Source organism: Phycisphaerae bacterium (genome assembly GCA_017999985.1).
GTDB lineage: Bacteria > Planctomycetota > Phycisphaerae > UBA1845 > Fen-1342 > JAGNKU01.
On sequence record JAGNKU010000002.1, the window covers coordinates 232630 to 250276 of the forward strand.

A 17647-nucleotide genomic window follows, 5' to 3' on the forward strand; every position below is an offset into this window, starting at 1 on the left:
CGGTCACCTTGCGGCCCCGTCGCCCTTCCGCCGTATTCCCTTTAGAATCTCGTCCGGCTCGCGGCTCCGGCACGGCGGTTGCGCCTGTGCCCCCCGCGCGGCGGAAAGGCGGAGAGACACATGGCGAGCAGCGGCGTCCAGGTCGAGCAGCAGGTCGCGGAGTTCCGGGATGAGTTCAAGAAGCTGCGCGACGAAGTCGGCAAGATGATCGTCGGGCAGCAGGAGATCGTCGAGGGCGTGCTCGCATGCCTCTTCGCTGGCGGACACGCGCTGCTCGAAGGCGTGCCCGGCCTCGGCAAGACCCTGCTCATCCGCACGCTATCCGAAGCGCTGAGTCTCGAATTCGCGCGCATCCAGTTCACGCCGGACCTGATGCCGGCCGACATTATCGGCACGAACATCATCACCGAAGACCCGGCGACCGGGCGGCGCGGTTTCCAGTTTCAGCGCGGGCCGCTGTTCGGGCAGATGATCCTCGCCGACGAGATCAACCGCGCCACGCCGAAGACGCAATCCGCGCTGCTCGAAGCGATGCAGGAACACACGGTCACGTCCGGCGGCACGAAATACACGCTGAAGGAGCCATTCTTCGTGCTCGCCACGCAGAACCCGATCGAGCAGGAAGGCACGTATCCGCTGCCCGAGGCGCAGCTCGACCGCTTCTTCTTCAAGCTGCTCGTCGGTTACTCCGACCGCGACGAGCTGAAGACAATCCTCGACCGCACGACGTCCGGCTACAAGCCGCAGATTCAGCCGGTGCTCACCGGCGAGCGCATCATCGCCGGGCAGGAGCTGGTCAAGCGCGTGGTGGTCGCGCCGCACGTGCAGGATTACGCAATCCGGCTGGTGCTGGCGACGCATCCGAACGGCCAGTTCGCGCCGCCGAGCGTGAACAAGTACGTGCGTTGGGGGAGCAGCCCGCGCGGGGCCCAGGCGGTGACGCTGGCGGCGAAGATCTACGCAATGCTCGATGGCCGGTACAACGTGAGCTTCGACGACGTGAAAAAGGCCGCCCTGCCGGCGATGCGCCATCGCCTGCTGCTGAACTTCGAAGGCGAGGCGGAGGGGCTGAGCACAGACTTCGTCCTGAACGACATCCTCACCGCCCTGCCGACCGCAGCCGACAAGGCGGCGTAGCGCTGGAGAATCCGTCAACGTGCCCTGTGGGGGACCGACCTCTGGTCGGTTCGCGCTAAGGACAGGGGGACCGACCTCTGGTCGGTTAGTGATGAGCCGTGCATCACTTGGTCGGCTTCAGCCGACCGGCGTTTGCCACCAACTTCAGTTCGTGGGGTATAGGCTGAGGTGCTTGATCGTCCTCCTCTCCGCCGGGCTCTTCGAGCCCGGCGGAGAGGAAAGAAAAAGACAGAGGAGTGAGCGGCCTCCTTCCACCGGCTGAAGCCGGTCACGGCTAGCCGAGCAGGTCCTCGTCGCTCAGGGGTGGCGTCGGGGCCGTCGAGAGCAGGGCCCACCACAGTCGTTCGAGCTTCTCCGCCCGCTTCCGCACGGCTCCGAATGGGAGCACATCCCGCTGTTCGCCGCGCAGCAGCGTCACCGTGACGTTCTGCTTCTCGCCCTTGAAGACCACGACAGTGCCAGCCTCCATCGGATAGCTGCGGATCACCGGCTTCCGACCTCGCAGGCCATATTCGATGATCTGCACGATGCCCGGCGCGAGTCGCACATACGTCGGCCGGAAACCACTCTTCCAGACCCACGCGATGCCCGTCCCGATGCCGATGGCGATGACATATGTGAACGAGCCCAGGTTGAACACACGGCCGGGAATGACGTGTACGACCTGCAGCAGCCACACCGTGAGCAGCGCCAGGGCGAACGGCAGCACAAGCAGGCGTCGCCATAGCAGTTCAGTGGCCGTGATAATGTATGGTTCGAATCGGAGGTCACCCACGTCCGGCGGCTCGATCAGCGCGGCGCAGATGATCTGCGCGGAGACCGGCCGGGTGCCGTCAGCACGACCAAGCGCCTCCAGCAGCACGCCCGCCGCGGGCACTTTGCCACGCACGAGATTAACGACGGCGTTGACGCACTGGTCACGATGACAGTCCGGATGCCTGGCGAAAAACTCGGCGCGCACGCGCCGACTTCGAGCTGTCACCCACCAGAACCCAAGCAATAAACCGGCTGCAACGCCAATCATGAGCATAACGACCAGCCAGTTGGCCGGTGCGGGCAAGGTCAGTCCCAGCCCCGCGATCAACGCCGCGAGCACCACAATGACCAGCACCAACCATGGCGAAGTCCGTTTCACCTCCGGCGGCGGTAGCTGAATGACCCGCGGCGCAGCGCGCGTGGTTGTTGGCTCGCTCGCACTCATAGCCGCGCCTCGTAGATCTCGAGCGCCGTGTACTCGCCAAACCACTGAATCCGGTGAATCCGCTCACCGATGACCGGCTCGCCGGGACGCACCAGGAGCAGCACCCGCTGCTCGCGTCCATCGGCGCGCCACGCGTCCAGCAGGGCCGCCCGCTCGGCCGCACCGGCGAAATACAGCTTCCCGTATCGCGACCAATGGTCCCAGACCTCGCCAGCCTCCCATACACGCGGCTCGGCGAACCACTGCTCCGGGCTGTACCCGAGCGCTACGACCGTAATGACGTACGGCTGATTGAAGCCCTCCGTTGTGCAGACCACCGCATCGACGTCCGCGAGTCTCGAACGCAGCCATGCACACGCGGCAACCAAATCCGCGTGATTCGCACGCCGCACCAGCACGTCCCGGCTGCGCTCCACCGCGTAGGCACGCCAGAACTGCCGGCCCTCCATCGTCGCCAGCGCGAGCAGCGCGACGCCGCCCACCAATGCGTACGCCGTCAATCGCTGCCGCCGGAGCCAACCCACAGTCCCGCTGATACCCAGCGCCGCCAGCAGCACGAGCGCCCACAGCCCCGCCGAACTCCGCAGCGCCTGCAGGCTGACGTGCCAGTTGAGGCAGTCGGCCACGGGGTACAGCAGCACCGCCGCGAGCAGCACACTCGCCGCCCGGCCCCGTCCCAGTCGTGCCCCGCACACCGCCGCGCCCGCGATCAGCAGCGGCAGCGTGTACCGCGGCATGAAGCCGGTCCTCGGCGTCCAGACGCGGTCGTACTCATCGCCGCGCCAGAACAGCACATCGGGGCTGAAGTGGCTGATGTAGCGTACCAGCACGGCCGCGACGCGCGTCGCCGGCGGATCATCGTCCAGCCACGCCCAGGTCACATCGCCCCGGCGGGCGATCTTGTGCGGCTCCGCCACGTGCACATACGCCAGTGGCCCGAACGTCACGACGAAGCCGACCACCCAGGCGAGAACCGCCAGCCGGCCACGCCGCTCGCGCAGCAGCGGCCACCATCCTCGCCACGTCACCGCCGCTACGGCGAGCAGAAACACCGGCACGAACAGCCGCACCGCCGGATAGCCGTAGCAGCACACGCCGGTTAGCAACCCCGCGAGCAGCGCCCGTAGGATGCCCCGCGTCGCCGGGGAGGGGGCCGGGGTTGCGGGCCACAGCCCGGCCCAGAGCAGCCCCGCCAGTGGCAGCAATGTCAGCAACGGCGTTAGCGACGCTTCGTGTCCCCACCGCGTCATCTGAATATGGATCGGATTGGCCGCCAGCAGCGCCGCCGCCGCGAGCCCCGTCCCGCGGTCGAACAGCCGCGCACCCACCCAGTACATTAGCAGGATCGTCAGCAGCCCACCCGCCGCCGCCGGGAGACGTGTCGCCCAGATGCTCAAGCCGCACACCGCCTGAAACGGTCGCATCCAGTACAGAAACAACGTGCTGCGATTCTCCCCCAGCGCCCGCGTATAGAAGATCGGCCACGGCACGCCGAACTGGTCGCGGCCGGTCTTCAGCAGGCAGTACGCATTCCACGCGTTACAGGCTTCGTCCTGGTTCAGCCCCGGCGGCACGGTGTCGAGCGCCGGCAAGCGCAGCGCGCCCGCCCCGATGAGAATGAGCACGAGCGCGAACAGTGTCGCCCGCGCCGTGGCGCGCGATTGCCCAGGACCCGCCTCGATCTCGCTCGGCATGCCGGGATGCTACGCGCCCGGCGGTGGCGGGCAAGTCTCATCGGCGGTCCCCCAGTTCTGTCCACGCAGCTCCGGCCGCAGTGGCGCGCGACGCTGCATGCAATCCGGGTGTGTGCACGCCTCGCACGGGTAGCCATGCGGGCTGACCAGGTCCGCCGGGCCGATGCCGATCAGCCCGGAAATCGACTTCACGGGCACCATCAGGCAGCTCGGCGTGAGCTGCACGTTGATGGCCTGCGTCGGCAGGCTCGCGAACAGCGGCACCTGCTGGCACACCGTCATGCCGCAGTAGCCGGGGCTGTACGGCGGCGTGATGTCCATGCCGCGTGACCGGGCCCAGTGCCGCACTTCGTCGTTCAGTCGCTGCGCCGTCGCCTCCACGGCCTCCGACGCAATCGCATCCGCGATGGTCCCCGGCATGACTTTGCCCGCCCGCAGCCAGCCGCGACTGAGCCGCTCGACGCCCGAGCCGATCGTCACGACGAACGTGGCCATCAGGCGCGAGTGTGCCAGGAAGCTGCTGATGGCCCCGTCGAACACCGCCCCCGACGCGAGCGTGATCCGCCGCGTTTGCAGCGACGCGACCTCGTCGATGCGAAACACGCCCCGCGGCCGCATGAGCCGCGGCAGGGTCGCCAGCAATTCATCGATCAAATCGAACCAGCGGCGGTGATTGTCGCGCCCCGGCTGGAGGTGCACCAGCCGCGCGATCTGCTCACGGTCCGGCTCGACACACGCGAAGCGCATGACACGCGGCGCCGCCACCGGCGTGGTGGAGTGCGATGCGGACGAACTTGCGGGGGCATCCATGCAACCTGCTCCGTCGCCGGGGCACGGCCTGGGCCTGCCCGCGGGGTCGGTTGACCGGCTCGCGACCAGGCTGCATCATAACGCATGGCCGGGGGCTACTTCGACCGTTCGATGCACGCCCCGGCGCGTCCGCGTGGCGGGTCGGCGGCGCGCGAGGAACGGACGGACGTGGAGCGTAGTTATTACCTGGAGCTGGCGGCACGGGGGCTCCGCATGCCCATCGGGGCCCACCTCGTCCTGCACGAGCAGCCCGACCCCGACGCGATCATCGTGGACGGCGAACGCCTCGGCGCTGTCGTGGCGGCGACGGCCCGTCGGTACCGCACGCCGCTGGCCGTGCCATTGATGGACCTCACGGTTGAAAAAACCGCGCTGCTGGAGATGCTCGCGATCCCCGCCGACCAGATCGACAACTACCACTTCGCGAGTTGGAGCGGTCCCGAGGTGCTGGAGCGTCTGCAACAGGCGCTGCCGCGCCATCGCAACGCCCGCGTTAACGCGACCTGTGCTGCGATCACCCATGTCGCCCGGCAGACCGACCTGGTGCCCCTGGGGATGGTCATCGGCCCGCTTTCGCTGGTCGTGAAGCTGCTCGCCGATCCGATTACCGCGCTGTTCATGGCCGGTCGTGGGCGGACCGCAGCCGAGAACCCGCAGGTCGCCTTGCTCGAGGGCGTGTTCGAGCTGGCCACGCAGACCGTCCTGTGGTCCATCGAGAAGCAGCTCGACGCGGGCGCCCAAGCGATCCTCATCTGCGAGCCCGCGGCCAGCACGGCGTACATCTCGCCGCGCCAGCTCGCCGCCGGCGCGAACCTGTTGGAGCGTTTCGTCCTTGCGCCGCACCGGCGAATCAAGGCCCGGCTCACGGCGGCCGGCTGCGACCTCATCTTCCACTGCTGCGGCGAGCTGACGGCCGATTTCGTGCGGACCTTTGTGCAGCTCGATCCGGTCATGCTGAGCCTGGGCAGCTCGCGCGTGCTCTGGGAGGATGCCGCGCTGGTGCCGAAGAATATCGTGCTGTACGGCAACCTGCCGACCCGGTCGTTCTATTCCGACGAGGCTTGCCCGCTGGCAGCGGTTGAAGCCCAGGCGGTGCGGCTGCTGCGCGAGATGTCCGCGATCGGGCACCCGTTCATCCTGGGTTCAGAGTGCGACGTGCTGAGCGTGCCGGGGGCACATGAGACGATTGCACGCAAGGTCGACGCGTTCATGAATGTGCCGTACCCATAGACCACGCAGCGCGACCGCCCCCTGTTCCAGGGGAAGGGGCTGTGCTTCGCACGACCCGGCGGTTCTGTTATAGTGGTTGGGCCGTGTAAGTTTGCCCGCGGACACCAACGGCCTGTCCGCCGTGGAGTATGTCATGTCGCTTTTGGAGCAGATCGCACAAGCGGTCATCAACGGGGATGAGGTCCTCACGCCGAAGCTCGTGACGGACGCCGTCGCCGCCGGCACGCCCGCCGCCGACGTGCTCAACGTCGGCCTGCTGAAGGGCATGACCGAGGTCGGCCGGCTGTTCCGCGAGGGCGAGTACTTCGTGCCCGAGGTGCTGATCGCCGCCGAGGCCATGAAGGCCGGCACGTCGCTGTTGAAGCCGCACCTGGCAAAAGCCGGCGTCCGGCCGGAACGCACCGCGATCATCGGGACTGTGCGTGGCGACCTGCACGACATCGGCAAGAACCTGGTGGCGACGATGCTGGAAGGGGCTGGGTTCGAGGTCGTGGACCTGGGCGTGGACGTGCCGCCGGAGAAGTTCATCGCAGCCTGCCGCGAGCGCAAGGCGCACGTCGTCGCGCTCAGCGCCCTGCTGACGACGACGATGCCGATGATGGAAACGTCGATCAAGCAGATGAAGGCCGAGCTCAACCCGATGCCGATCGTCCTGGTCGGCGGCGCCCCGCTGACGCAGGAATACGCCGACAAGATCGGCGCCGACGGTTACGGCCGCGACGCGGCGACCGGGGCGGAGCTGGCCAAGCAGCTCTGCAAGGCGCGCTGAACTGCACCGAGGCTGGGTCGAGTCAGGAGCCCAGCGATGGACGACGGGAGCGCAGGTCTGAGATGACCTCGACGCCTGACGACACGAGTCAGTCTCCACCACTCGCGGCGTTGGACTCTGGCGCTTCTGAGTTGCCGAGAGCGCGCCGGTGGTTTGCGTCGCCTCCGCAGACACTACTCATCGTGTTCACGCTGCTGGTCGGCGCGTTGTACTTGGAGGGGCGCAGCCAACCGTCCGGAATCAGTTTCTCGTCCCTTGTAGCGTGTGTGTTTCTCCCGGCGTCGGTCTGCGTTATGTGGCCATGCGGCGCGGCGCTGCTTGCGATTTACTTGCTCAAGATTCTCGGATGCTTCGCCAGGCGAACTTCCGCCTGGCACGACTGGCGCTGGTATGTGCTGCCTGCCGTTTTCGCCATCGTATTACACGCGGGATACACACGCTGGCCGCTGATTGCGAGGTTCGAGCACAGCCGCACGGACTTCCAGCAGCAAGCCGCAGCTTTGCTGACCAGCCCTCCGGCCACTAATCCGAGCTTGCCGTCTGAGGCACAATCCCAGCCGCGCTTCGCGCTCCACGGATTCAGCCAGCGCGTTGGTCTGTACTACGTGTATAGTGTGGCAGTGTACCCCGATCTTCAGTGCGTCTACTTTGTCGTCAACGATGGCAGCGTATTCGCCGGATTCCTGTATTCGCCCACAGGCGCGGAACCGAGGCCTTCGCACAAGCGCCCGCTCGGCGGTGGCTGGTTTACATTCCAGTATCCGCTCGGCTGGTCCTGAATGCGCAGTGAGGCCGCTGCGACGGCGTGCGTGCCTGTGACGTGTGACTGTGGTTAGATTGAGTTCTGTCGAGTCGAGAATCACCATGCCCAGCTCGCTCAGCAGTAAGGAACGTGTCGCTCGTTGCCTGGCACGGCAGCCGCATGACCGCGTGCCGATGTTTGATTGGTACTGGGCCGAGGTCGAGGCTGCCTACGTTGCCGAGATCAACGATCCCAATCTCGGCTGCGGCATCCACGCCTTCGCCCGCGAGCCGCGCCCGGACCGCCTCTCGCTCTGGGAGTACTTCGATTTCGACCTCATGCAGGTCGCCTGGCCGGACCAGCGGCTGCGCATGGTCGAGCCGGAGGTCGTCGACCAGTCCGACGAATGGGTCCTCCTCCGCGACGGCAACGACGCCGTGCTGCGCTGGTGGAAGCACAAGATGGGCACGCCGGAGCACGTGTCCTTCGGCATCGATACGCCGGAGAAATGGGCGCGCGTCAAGCCGCTGCTCGCCGCGTCGCGCGACCGCATCCGCTGGCACGAGTTCTGGCCGCGGTACAAGCGTGCGAAGGAACGCGACAAGTTCATCTGCTTCGCCGGCGTGGAGATCATCGAATCGGTGAAAGACGTGCTCGGGCACGAGCGGATGCTCAAGGCCATGCTGAAGCAGCCCGACTGGCTCCGCGACGTCTTCGCGACCTACACGCAGTTCGAGATCGACATGCTCGCCCTGTGCGAGGCCGAGGGCATGGTCTGCGACGGGGCGTTCATCTACGGCGACATCGCCTACAAGAACGGGCCGTTCATGTCGCCGCGGCACTACCGCGAGTTCGTCTACCCGTGCCACAGGCGGCTGTTCGACGAGTTCCACCGGCGGAAGATGCCGGTGATTCTGCACTCGGACGGCGACATCCGGCTGCTGCTGCCACATTTCATCGACGCCGGCGTGGACATGATCAACCCCATGGAGAGCCGCGCGGGGATGGATGTGCGCGAGCTGGCGCCACAGTTCGGCGATCGGCTCGGCTTCTGCGGGAACATCGATGTGACGGTGCTGGCGACGAACGACCGCGCGCGGATTCTGGCGGAATTGCACAGCAAGATGGCGGCGGCGATGCAGTGCCGCGGGTACATGTACCACTCGGATCATTCGATTCCGCCGGGGGTGACGCTGGAGACGTACCGCTGGCTGCTGGAAGAGGTCAGGCGGGCGGGGACGTACGAGTGAGAAGGTGAAAACCCGGCAACTGGGCGGCGCGGTGACCGGCCGGAGACACGGGGGGGATGTAACAAGGTAACAAAGTGACAAGGTGACAAAGTGGGCGGTCGGCGCGCTGGACGCCGGCACACGAGGAACGACACGGGCTGGTCGAACGGTGGAGCCCCGGTCGCTACCTGACCGACCGGAGGTCGGCCGCCCCAAACGAGGGCGCCCCGCGGCCGCGCGGGCTTGCGGGCGCCGCCTGAATCACGGAGAATCGCCCAGCCACACAGGCGGCGCGTGGCGCGCACCGCCCGCCAGTCTGGCATCGGCACAGGGATGTAGCCATGAGCAAACGTACGGCCCCGACCCCCCCCGCCGCCAATCCCGCTTCCGACGTGGACACCCTGGTGGACCGCTTCCTGCATCACCTGCGTTTCACGCAGGGCGAGAGCTGGGAAACCGCGCAGCCTTACGATCACTTCGTCAGCCTGGCGCTGGCGGTGCGCGACCAGATCGTCGGCCGGATGATTGCGACGCAGTCTACCTATCACGAGCGCGACGTGAAGCGCGTCTACTACCTCTCGCTCGAATACCTGCTCGGGCGTCAACTGCGCAACAACCTGGTGTGTCTTGGACTCTACGATGCCTGCCGGCACCGGCTCGAGCGGCTGGGCCTGGACCTCGACCACATCTGCGGCCTGGAACCGGACGCGGGCCTGGGCAACGGCGGCCTTGGGCGGCTGGCGGCCTGCTACCTCGACTCGGCCACGACGCTCGCCTTGCCATTCTACGGCTATGGGCTGCGCTACGAATACGGCATCTTTCAGCAGGAGATCGTGCAGGGCTGGCAGGTCGAGCGGCCCGATTACTGGCTGCGATTCGGCTCGCCGTGGGAAATTCCGCGCCCGGAATTCGCGTGCCCGGTGCGTCTGTACGGGCACGTCGAAGGGCAGCAGGATGCGCGCGGCCGCTACCGGCCGACGTGGCGCGGCTATCGCATGGTAATCGGCCTGCCCTACGACATCCCCGCGGTGGCGTACGGCTCGAACACCGTGAACATCCTGCGGCTGTGGTCGGCGCGGGCCTCGGAGAACTTCGATCTGGCGGCGTTCAACCGCGGCGGCTACGTCGAGGCGGTGCGCGAGCAAGCCCTGAGCGAGACCATCACCAAGGTGCTCTATCCAAGCGATGAGACCGATGCGGGCCGCGAACTCCGACTAGCACAGCAGTACTTCTTCGTCGCGTGCACGTTGAGCGACGTCATTCGTCGGTACGAGAAGACGCACGACACCTTCGACGACTTCCCCGACAAGGTGGCGATCCAGCTCAACGACACGCATCCGGCGCTGGCGATCGCCGAACTGATGGCGATCCTGGTGGATGAGCGCGGGCTGCCGTGGGAGCGGGCCTGGGAGCTGACGCGCGCGACGTTCGCATACACCAACCACACGCTGCTGCCGGAGGCGCTGGAGAAATGGCCGGTGCCGTTGATGGCACGCGTGCTGCCGCGTCACCTGCAGATCATCTTCGAGATCAACCAGCGCTTCCTGGACGGCGAGGTCCGGCAGCGCTGGCCGGACGACACGGGCCGGCGGCAAAACCTTTCGCTTGTCCAGGAGGGCGGCGTCCAGGCGATCCAGATGGCGCACCTCGCCATCGTCGGCAGCCACAACGTCAACGGCGTGGCGGCGCTGCACACCGACCTGCTGCGCACGCGCGTCGTACCCGACTTCGCCGCCCTCTGGCCGGAGAAATTCCTCAACGTCACGAACGGCGTGACGCCACGCCGCTGGCTGCTGGCGTGCAACCCCGGGCTGGCGGCGGCCATCACGCAGCGGATCGGCAGCGGCTGGGTCGCGGATCTGGACCAGCTCCGTCGGCTCGAGCGCTACGCCGACGATGCCGATTTCCAGGCCGAGCTGCGGGCGGTGAAACGCGCCAACAAGCAGCGGCTGGCGGGGGCACTGCAGAAGCGCATGGGCGTCGCGCTGTCGCCGGACGCCCTGTTCGACGTGCAGGTCAAGCGCTTGCACGAGTACAAGCGGCAACTGCTAAACCTGCTGCACGTGATCATCCGCTACCACGCGCTGCTGGACGGCGCCGAGCTGACGCCGCGCGTGGTCATCTTCGGGGCCAAGGCGGCCCCGGCGTATTCGCGCGCCAAGCTCATCATCAAGCTCATCAACGACGTGGCCAAGACGGTCAACCACGACAAGCGGATCGGCGACCGCCTGCGGGTCGTGTTCGTGCCCAACTACGGCGTGTCGCTGGCTGAGCAGATCATCCCGGCGGCGGACCTGTCCGAGCAGATCTCGACCGCCGGCACAGAAGCATCCGGCACCGGCAACATGAAGTTCGCCCTGAACGGGGCGCTCACCATCGGGACGCTCGACGGCGCGAACATCGAGATCCGCGACGCCGTCGGGCCCGAGCACTTCTTCCTGTTCGGGCTGACCGCGGACGAAGTCGCGGCGCGGCGGCCATTCCACAACCCGTGGCAGACGTACTATGACCATGCCGGCGTGCACAAGGCGCTGAACGCCCTGGCCGACGGGCAGTTCTCCGGGCAGACCCCGACGCTGTTCCGGCCGGTCCTGGAGTGGCTCACGCACGAGCGCGACTACTACATGCTCATGGCGGACATCGAGTCCTACCTTCAGGCGCAGCAGCAGGTGGATGCGCTGTGGAGCACGCCGGCGGCCTGGGATCGCGCGACCATCCTCAACATCGCGCGCGTCGGGTACTTCTCGAGCGATCGCGCGGTGCGTGACTACGCGGAGAAAATCTGGCACGTGACCCCGACGCCAATCACGCTGCCGCAGAGCACGCTGGGGCGGACCGAGCCGCCGTCACGGCGGCGCCAGCCGGCCGGCGCGAAGAAGACCGGGAGCCGTGCGCCTGCCACCGCAGGGACGCGCACGCGCGCGAAGCGCTGATGCGGCCGGTCACGGGCGCGGCGTTCGGAGGCGGTCGAGCGCCGGCAGGACGTCGGCGGAACGCAAGCCGGGCGGCAGCGCGCCGAGCGTAGTCAGCGCGAACGTCGTTGAATTGCGGGCGTTGAGCGCGCCATGCGTGCTGGCGACGCGACCGCCCACCATGGCGTAGAAGAACCCGGAGCCATGACAGGCCCCATCGCGGAGATTCGCGATCACGTCGGGCGGGTTCTCGACCTGGTCATGGAATGCACGCCAGAGTCGGGCGAGCGGGTCGGGATAGTAGTGCTTCAGCGTGGCCTGAAATAGGGCCTGGTCGTCGATGTCGCCGGCTGGGGTAACGTGTCCGTCGCGCTGCAAACGCGCGATGATGCCGTTGAGGCGCAGCGGATCGCCGACGCCCGGCTCGTACCGCCAGCCGCCGGCACCACGCGCGAGGCGCGCCGTACCGGCCCGATCGACGATCTCGACCACGTCGCCGGCGAGATAGGCAGCGAACTCGACGCTGTCGTCCTGCACGAGGCAGCGGGCCACACCCGGGGCGTCCGTCGTGTGAAACCCGGCGTACATGACCAGGCCATAGGCAATGGGAACGACGTCGCGCGGCCCGTGCAGCGCGCGGGCGACCCGATAGCCGGCCGCGCGCAGCCGCCGCTCGAACGACACCCGCTGATTCGCAACCAGGTTGTGTCCGTGGTCCGCGGTCAGCGTGAGCTTGACACGGCCCCGCCGCTCGAACACCAGTTGCTCACACAGGCGGTCGATCGCGAGCAGGTACTTCTCAATCGCGGGGCGGCCGCCGCGCGTGCCGAGGCCGGCCGTGCCGACGGAATACGCGTACGCCGCGCCCGACTGCACGCCGCGAAACGTGCGCAGCATCCCTTGCACTTCATGAGCGAACACCGGCCGCGGGTTCAGGTACACGAGCACGTCCCACCACAACGAGCAGCGGTAGCTCATCTTGGCGAGCCAGGGCGAACTGCGCCCGCTGAGATACACGGCGCTGCTGTCGCTCAGGCGGTTGGCGGCCCGGTCGAAATACAGCGCTTCGTAGCCGGGACACGGCCCCGCATGGAACAGCTCCGCCAGGGCCAGATCGGTCATGGACGGGTAGCAGCAGACCACGCGTGCCGGCGGCCGGAACAGGCGAAAGTGTCCCTGCTGCCAGAGGTCGGCGACGACGTCAAACGGCACGCCATCCAGCGCGATCAGCAGGTGCGGGCAATCCGTGGCCGGCTGGTCGTCGAGGTTGATGCGCGGGCCCGGCGTGGCCGTGCCGGGCAAAGCGTACGCGAGCGCGGTTTTACGGCCGTCCGCGCCGGCGAATTGCCAATAATCAGGGCGACCGTCTCCATCGGTGTCGAACGCCAGGGTGCGTTCGGCGTCAATCTGTTGCGTCGACAGCGGGGCCGGAAAGCGCACAACGCCAGCACAGCCCGCACAGAGCGCCAGGCATGCGGCCAGCGCCAGCTCGAACCGTCGCCCCGCGATCATGGTCCGCCGCCCGCCTCCGCGGGCGTCGCGGCGGCCATGGCTTCCTCCCGGGCTGCCAAGCCGGCAACTTCAAGCAGATCGCGGGCGACGTCCAGCGCGCCGTTGCGCGGCACAAGCGCCAGCGCGCTGGCGCGCATGGCGCGTGCGGCGTCCTCGTCCAGGGCCGCGTGGAGCGCCGGCTCAAGTTCGTCCATGCTTAGAACGACGCGGGCCGCACCGGCCGCGGCCGCCGTCTGCGCCCGGGCCACCTGGTCATCGGTCACCGTCTCCTGGTTCGGGATCAGCACCGACGGCACGCCGAAGTGCATGAGTTCGTGGTACGTGTTGTAGCCCGCGGCGGTGATGGCCAGGTCGAAGGCGTTGAAAAACAGCGAGTTTGGATATTGGCGCAAGAGGTGCAGCCCGGGGCGTGCCCCGTCCGCGTGTTCGGCGATGGGCGACTCGGCGAGCACGACCTCGACGTCCGGGCGCGCGTGCAGCAGCGTCAGCGCGTGCTCGACCCAGGGGACCGTGTTGTTGATGTTGCCCGCCCCGAGCTGGATGTAGACCGCCTTCTTGTCCGGCGCGATGTTCAAGTTACGGCGGGCTTCGTCGCGCGGCAGCAGCTCGTCCGGGTCGAGGTAAATGATCGGATCGACCACGTGGTGCGGCAGCGGGGCGAACTCGGCGGGCACCTCGACGCCGGCTTCACCCGGGAAGATCAGTTCGTTGAAGAGCGCCAACTGATCGAGCCACTGTCCGAGCCGGTTGTGCTTGTGGCGTAAACGCAGGATCATCGCCGTGTGCGCGAAGGGCAGCTCGGCCAACGCGCGCGTCAGTCCTGCATAAGGGGTCACGCCGTCGTACACCAGGGTCGCCGGCCGATGCAGGTCCACGAGCAGGCGGAACTGCTGCAAGAGCAGATTGTTCCACAGGCTGGCCTCGTAGTTGGCACCATAAACGTTGCGCGGCGGAATGTGGTAGGGCACGAAGCCCTCGCGCGAGATGAGACCCAGTGCCTGGCTCGACGACAGGAAATACAGCGGGGTATCCGGGTCCAGCCGGCGCACGCGCCGCGCGATCGCCAGGGCCCGCGTGACATGGCCCAACCCGGCCCCGTTGACACAGTAGAACAGGAAGCCGCTTGACGGGCGACCGCCGCCACTCCGCTCCCTGGCCGGCCGCCGACGACGCGGCGGTGGACGCGCCGGCATCGGCGGCGGCGCCGTGACGGCCTCGGGCATGGGCTCTGCCAGCGTCGGCACACGCTCGACGCACGGCGCACCGCTGTCGTCAGCGAGCATGGCCAGGTCGAGCCGCAGGCCGCTGCCCACCTCCTCCGGCGCACCCAGCTCATCCGCGGCCTGTGCCGCGCGCGGATCGCGCCCACCGGCGACGAAGTTATAGCGGTCCGCGGCGTAGATGCCGACACCCTGGCGGCGACACGCAGCCACGAAGCGCACGCACGGCTCCTCGGGCCCCGTCTCGAAGCGGATTTTGCGCGCCACGTCTGCATCGGCCATTACCGTGCCGGGGTGGATGCATTCGACGTCGAGCTGCTCGCACCCGCGGCCGTGCAGGACGGTCGCGTTGCGGTCGGCACGATAGCTGTAGACGCAGGCCTTGCCGACCACGCCCGCGCCCGCGAAGCGGAACGGAAGCAGCATGTCGACCAGATAGTGTGCCCCGTAGTGATGCGCGGGATCGAACACCGCGACATAGCGGCCTCGACACTGCTCCACGGCGAAATTCAGGCAGGCACCCGGGCTTTCCTGGGCCGGGCGCGTCCAGATGCGCACGTCCGGCAGCTCGGCGACGCCGCGCTCAACATCGGTGGCACGCAGTTCGTCGCCCTGCAGCACCAGCACCCATTCGCGCGGCGCGTAGACCTGCGCCTGGTAATTCCGGATGGCGGCATCCAGGTCGGCCCGCGCGCGCAGGATCGTGACGACGCTCACGCACGGGTCCGTGCCGAGCCCGACGTCCAGCCCCAGTGCGCGCACGATCGTGGCCAAGCGGTGCCGGTAGGTGTGCTGGGTCATGACGCGCCGGTACCCAAGGTGGGTGAAGCGCTGCCGCCACTCCGCGTCGCCCAACAGCTGGTGAATGTGAAAGAGCGTCTCGTCGGGCAGCGTCGCGATGGGCACCAGGTCGCCGAGCATCTGTCGGATGCCCGCCGACTCGCTCGAGATGACGGCCGTCTGGCACGCCAGGAGCTCGAACACCCGCCGCGAGAACATCGTCGGGCTGGTCGAGACCGAGTTGACGTTCAGGAAGACGCGGTAGGCGCGGTACGCCGACAGCATGCGGTCGTACTCGAGCGATCCGCGAATCGCCGGCTGGTAGATCTCCGGAAAGCGCCGGTGCGTATTGTCGGCGAAATTCGCGCAGCGGTCGAAGATGTGCAGGTTCAGGCGCAGCGCGGGCTCAAGCACGGTGCGCATGTCGCCCTGCCGCTCCGGGTGCTTGTTGTCGTGCCAGGAGCCGGCGAAGCAGATGTCATGGCGCCGCAGCTCGTGCGCGCCAACTGGGTTGTGAATGACGGGCTGCGCCGCGAAGGGGAGCGCGTAGACGCGTTCGTGGCCCAGGTCGCGATGGTACCGAGGGATGCAGTCGGCGTCGGTTGTGAACACGTGGTCAAAATCGCGCGCCACATCGAGGAAGACGGAGTAATTCGGCGGATCCTCCTTGTTCCACAGCACCGTCGGCAGCCCCTGCGCACGGCACCAGTGCAACAGTGCCCGCAGCGGGTTGTCCGGAATGCGGGCGTACTTGCGGAACAACCCGAACCACTCGTCGTTGTTCCCGTGCCACGCCGACTCCGCGAAGAAGAACGCCGGGCGCCCGGCCTCGAGTTCCGCCTGCCAGCCCGCCTTCGTCACCGGCAGCAGGTCCAGTTCGTAGGCAAAGCAGGCGTGGCTGAAGTTGTCGAGGATCGATGCGACGCGCGGCGTCGGGCCGCGGGGGACCGCGCGCGGCTGAAACGGCGGGAACGTGAGCGACGCGGCAGGCTGTGCGGGCGTGCTTGCGCGCGGTGGCGCGACAGGCTCGACGGGCTTTGTGGCCTGGCGCACCGGGCTTTGCGCTGACGCGCCCTCAGCGCCGTCCGTTGGGCGCGGCTCCGGCGGCTCCGCCGCGGGCGCGCTACTGGCGTCAGACAGAGCCTCGGTCGGCGCCGGTCGCGGCAGGACTGGCTGGCGGGCGCGCTCGCGTTGGCGGCGCAGTCCGTCGCGGAAAAGCTCCAGCAGCCGGAACGGCAGCAGCAGGGTCGCTTTCGACGGCCGGGCGGCCTGCACCAACGCATCGCCGAGTCGGTAGCGAACCTCTCCGCGCCGCCGTTCAAGTTCGGCCTCATAGTACCGGATGTGCTCGACGAGCCGCCGGATGCGCGCCTCCGCGCGCCCCCGGGCGGCGCGGTCCCGCTCGCGCCCCCGACGGTCGGCGCGCAGCTTCTGACTGGCGCTGGTCAGCTCGGCGTCCTTGCGCCGCAGCTCGGCGCGTACACGGGCCAGCTCGTCCCGTACCGGCTGCAATGCCCGGGCGGCTTCGCTCGCGGCGGTTTCCCAGCGCGCCTGTTCAGCACGGCTCGCGGCCAGCGCGTTGTCGAGGTCCTGAAGTTTCGCCTGCGCCTCCGCGAGTTGCTGCGCGAACGCGGCCTGTTGCTGGGCCTGGCGCGACACGCGCTTGAGCTCCAAGCGCAGCGCGCTCAGGGCCGCGCGCAATTCCACGACGGTTGCGTGATCTTCACGCCAGCGGGTATGCATGTCCCGCTCCGCCTGCTCCTGCGCATTCTCCACCAGGCGCTGCCAGCGCTGCAGCAGCTCGGGCGCCGGCGCCGCCGGGGCTTCCGCGCACGGCTTGACCGCGACCGCGCAGAGATAGCGGTGCTCGATCACGTCCACCTCGACCGTCGTGAAACGGTGGCCCAGCAGCTCCAGCAGGCCCGCCAGGTAGAACGTGTGCTTGTGATCGTGATGCGGCATGTAACCCAGGGGCGTGCTGACGACCACCCGTCCCCCCGGTGTCAACCACTCGGCCACGCGGTCCAGGAGCACCTCCGGCGACGCGAGATGCTCGATGACTTCGCCCAGGATGATCGAATCGAAGGACGCCGGCGCCAACTCGACACGGAAGGCGTCGGCCACCTCGAAGCGGACGTGCGCCTGCACATGCGGCGGCTCGCCGGCGAGAAACTCGCGCGCCGCGCGAATGCCCCCCTCTTCGATGTCGATGCCGAGGACGGTGCGCCCTTCGCGGGCGAGAATGACGGCACAGATGCCCTGGCTGCAGCCGATGTCGAGGACCCGGGGGCCGCCCGCGTGCGTGCACAGCCAATGCACACGCTCCCGGCAGAGGGTCTGGCTCCGCTGGCTGTCGATCTTGCCCTGGTAGAGCTCCAGCACCCTGTCTTCGTTGGCCATTTGCGCTCCCG

11 protein-coding genes are annotated in these 17647 nt (G+C 67.9%); 6 read left to right on the forward strand and 5 right to left on the reverse strand.

Annotated elements, in window-relative coordinates:
- The first annotated feature begins 120 nt into the window (after positions 1–120).
- The gene (locus tag KA383_04520) at positions 121–1137 is read left to right on the forward strand and encodes a MoxR family ATPase (GenBank protein ID MBP7745373.1); all 1017 of its coding nucleotides are present in this window, start codon (positions 121–123) and stop codon (positions 1135–1137) included.
- A gap of 274 nt (positions 1138–1411) precedes the next feature.
- Here KA383_04520 and KA383_04525 read toward each other — a convergent pair whose 3' ends face one another.
- Genes KA383_04525 through KA383_04535 form a run of 3 tightly spaced genes read right to left on the reverse strand, consistent with a single transcriptional unit; the run spans position 1412 to position 4842 of the window.
- Positions 1412–2338 carry a hypothetical protein gene (locus KA383_04525; GenBank protein MBP7745374.1) on the reverse strand — a complete coding sequence of 309 codons (927 nt, stop codon included), beginning with the start codon at positions 2336–2338 and terminating at the stop codon, positions 1412–1414.
- Positions 2335–4032, reverse strand: a complete 1698-nt coding sequence (locus tag KA383_04530; protein ID MBP7745375.1) for a glycosyltransferase family 39 protein — start codon at positions 4030–4032, stop codon at positions 2335–2337. The genes KA383_04525 and KA383_04530 overlap by 4 nt, the downstream gene beginning before the upstream one ends.
- A 9-nt stretch (positions 4033–4041) precedes the next feature.
- On the reverse strand, positions 4042–4842 hold the full coding sequence (locus KA383_04535; GenBank protein MBP7745376.1) for a hypothetical protein: 801 nt from the start codon (positions 4840–4842) through the stop codon (positions 4042–4044).
- Between the two features lie 168 nt (positions 4843–5010).
- Between KA383_04535 and KA383_04540 the strand changes: the two genes are divergently transcribed.
- The 5 genes from KA383_04540 to KA383_04560 all read left to right on the forward strand — a co-directional run bounded on the left by KA383_04540 (position 5011) and on the right by KA383_04560 (position 11745).
- Entirely contained in the window at positions 5011–6072 is a 1062-nt protein-coding gene (locus KA383_04540; protein MBP7745377.1) for a hypothetical protein, read from the forward strand.
- 133 nt (positions 6073–6205) lie between these two features.
- Positions 6206–6841 (forward strand): corrinoid protein, encoded by a 636-nt coding sequence (locus KA383_04545; protein ID MBP7745378.1) that lies wholly within the window; start codon positions 6206–6208, stop codon positions 6839–6841.
- A 182-nt stretch (positions 6842–7023) separates the two neighbouring features.
- Entirely contained in the window at positions 7024–7620 is a 597-nt protein-coding gene (locus KA383_04550) for a hypothetical protein (protein ID MBP7745379.1), read from the forward strand.
- Between the two features lie 157 nt (positions 7621–7777).
- The gene (locus tag KA383_04555; protein ID MBP7745380.1) at positions 7778–8833 is read left to right on the forward strand and encodes a hypothetical protein; all 1056 of its coding nucleotides are present in this window, start codon (positions 7778–7780) and stop codon (positions 8831–8833) included.
- Positions 8834–9153: 320 nt separating this feature from the next.
- On the forward strand, positions 9154–11745 hold the full coding sequence (locus KA383_04560) for a glycogen/starch/alpha-glucan phosphorylase (protein MBP7745381.1): 2592 nt from the start codon (positions 9154–9156) through the stop codon (positions 11743–11745).
- Between the two features lie 9 nt (positions 11746–11754).
- On the opposite strand, the gene KA383_04565 is transcribed toward KA383_04560, so the two are convergent.
- On the reverse strand, positions 11755–13236 hold the full coding sequence (locus tag KA383_04565; GenBank protein ID MBP7745382.1) for a hypothetical protein: 1482 nt from the start codon (positions 13234–13236) through the stop codon (positions 11755–11757).
- Positions 13233–17636: a methyltransferase domain-containing protein gene (locus KA383_04570; protein MBP7745383.1), complete on the reverse strand. Its 4404-nt coding sequence runs from the start codon at positions 17634–17636 to the stop codon at positions 13233–13235. Before KA383_04570 ends, KA383_04565 begins: the two co-directional genes overlap by 4 nt.
- Positions 17637–17647 lie beyond the last annotated feature (11 nt).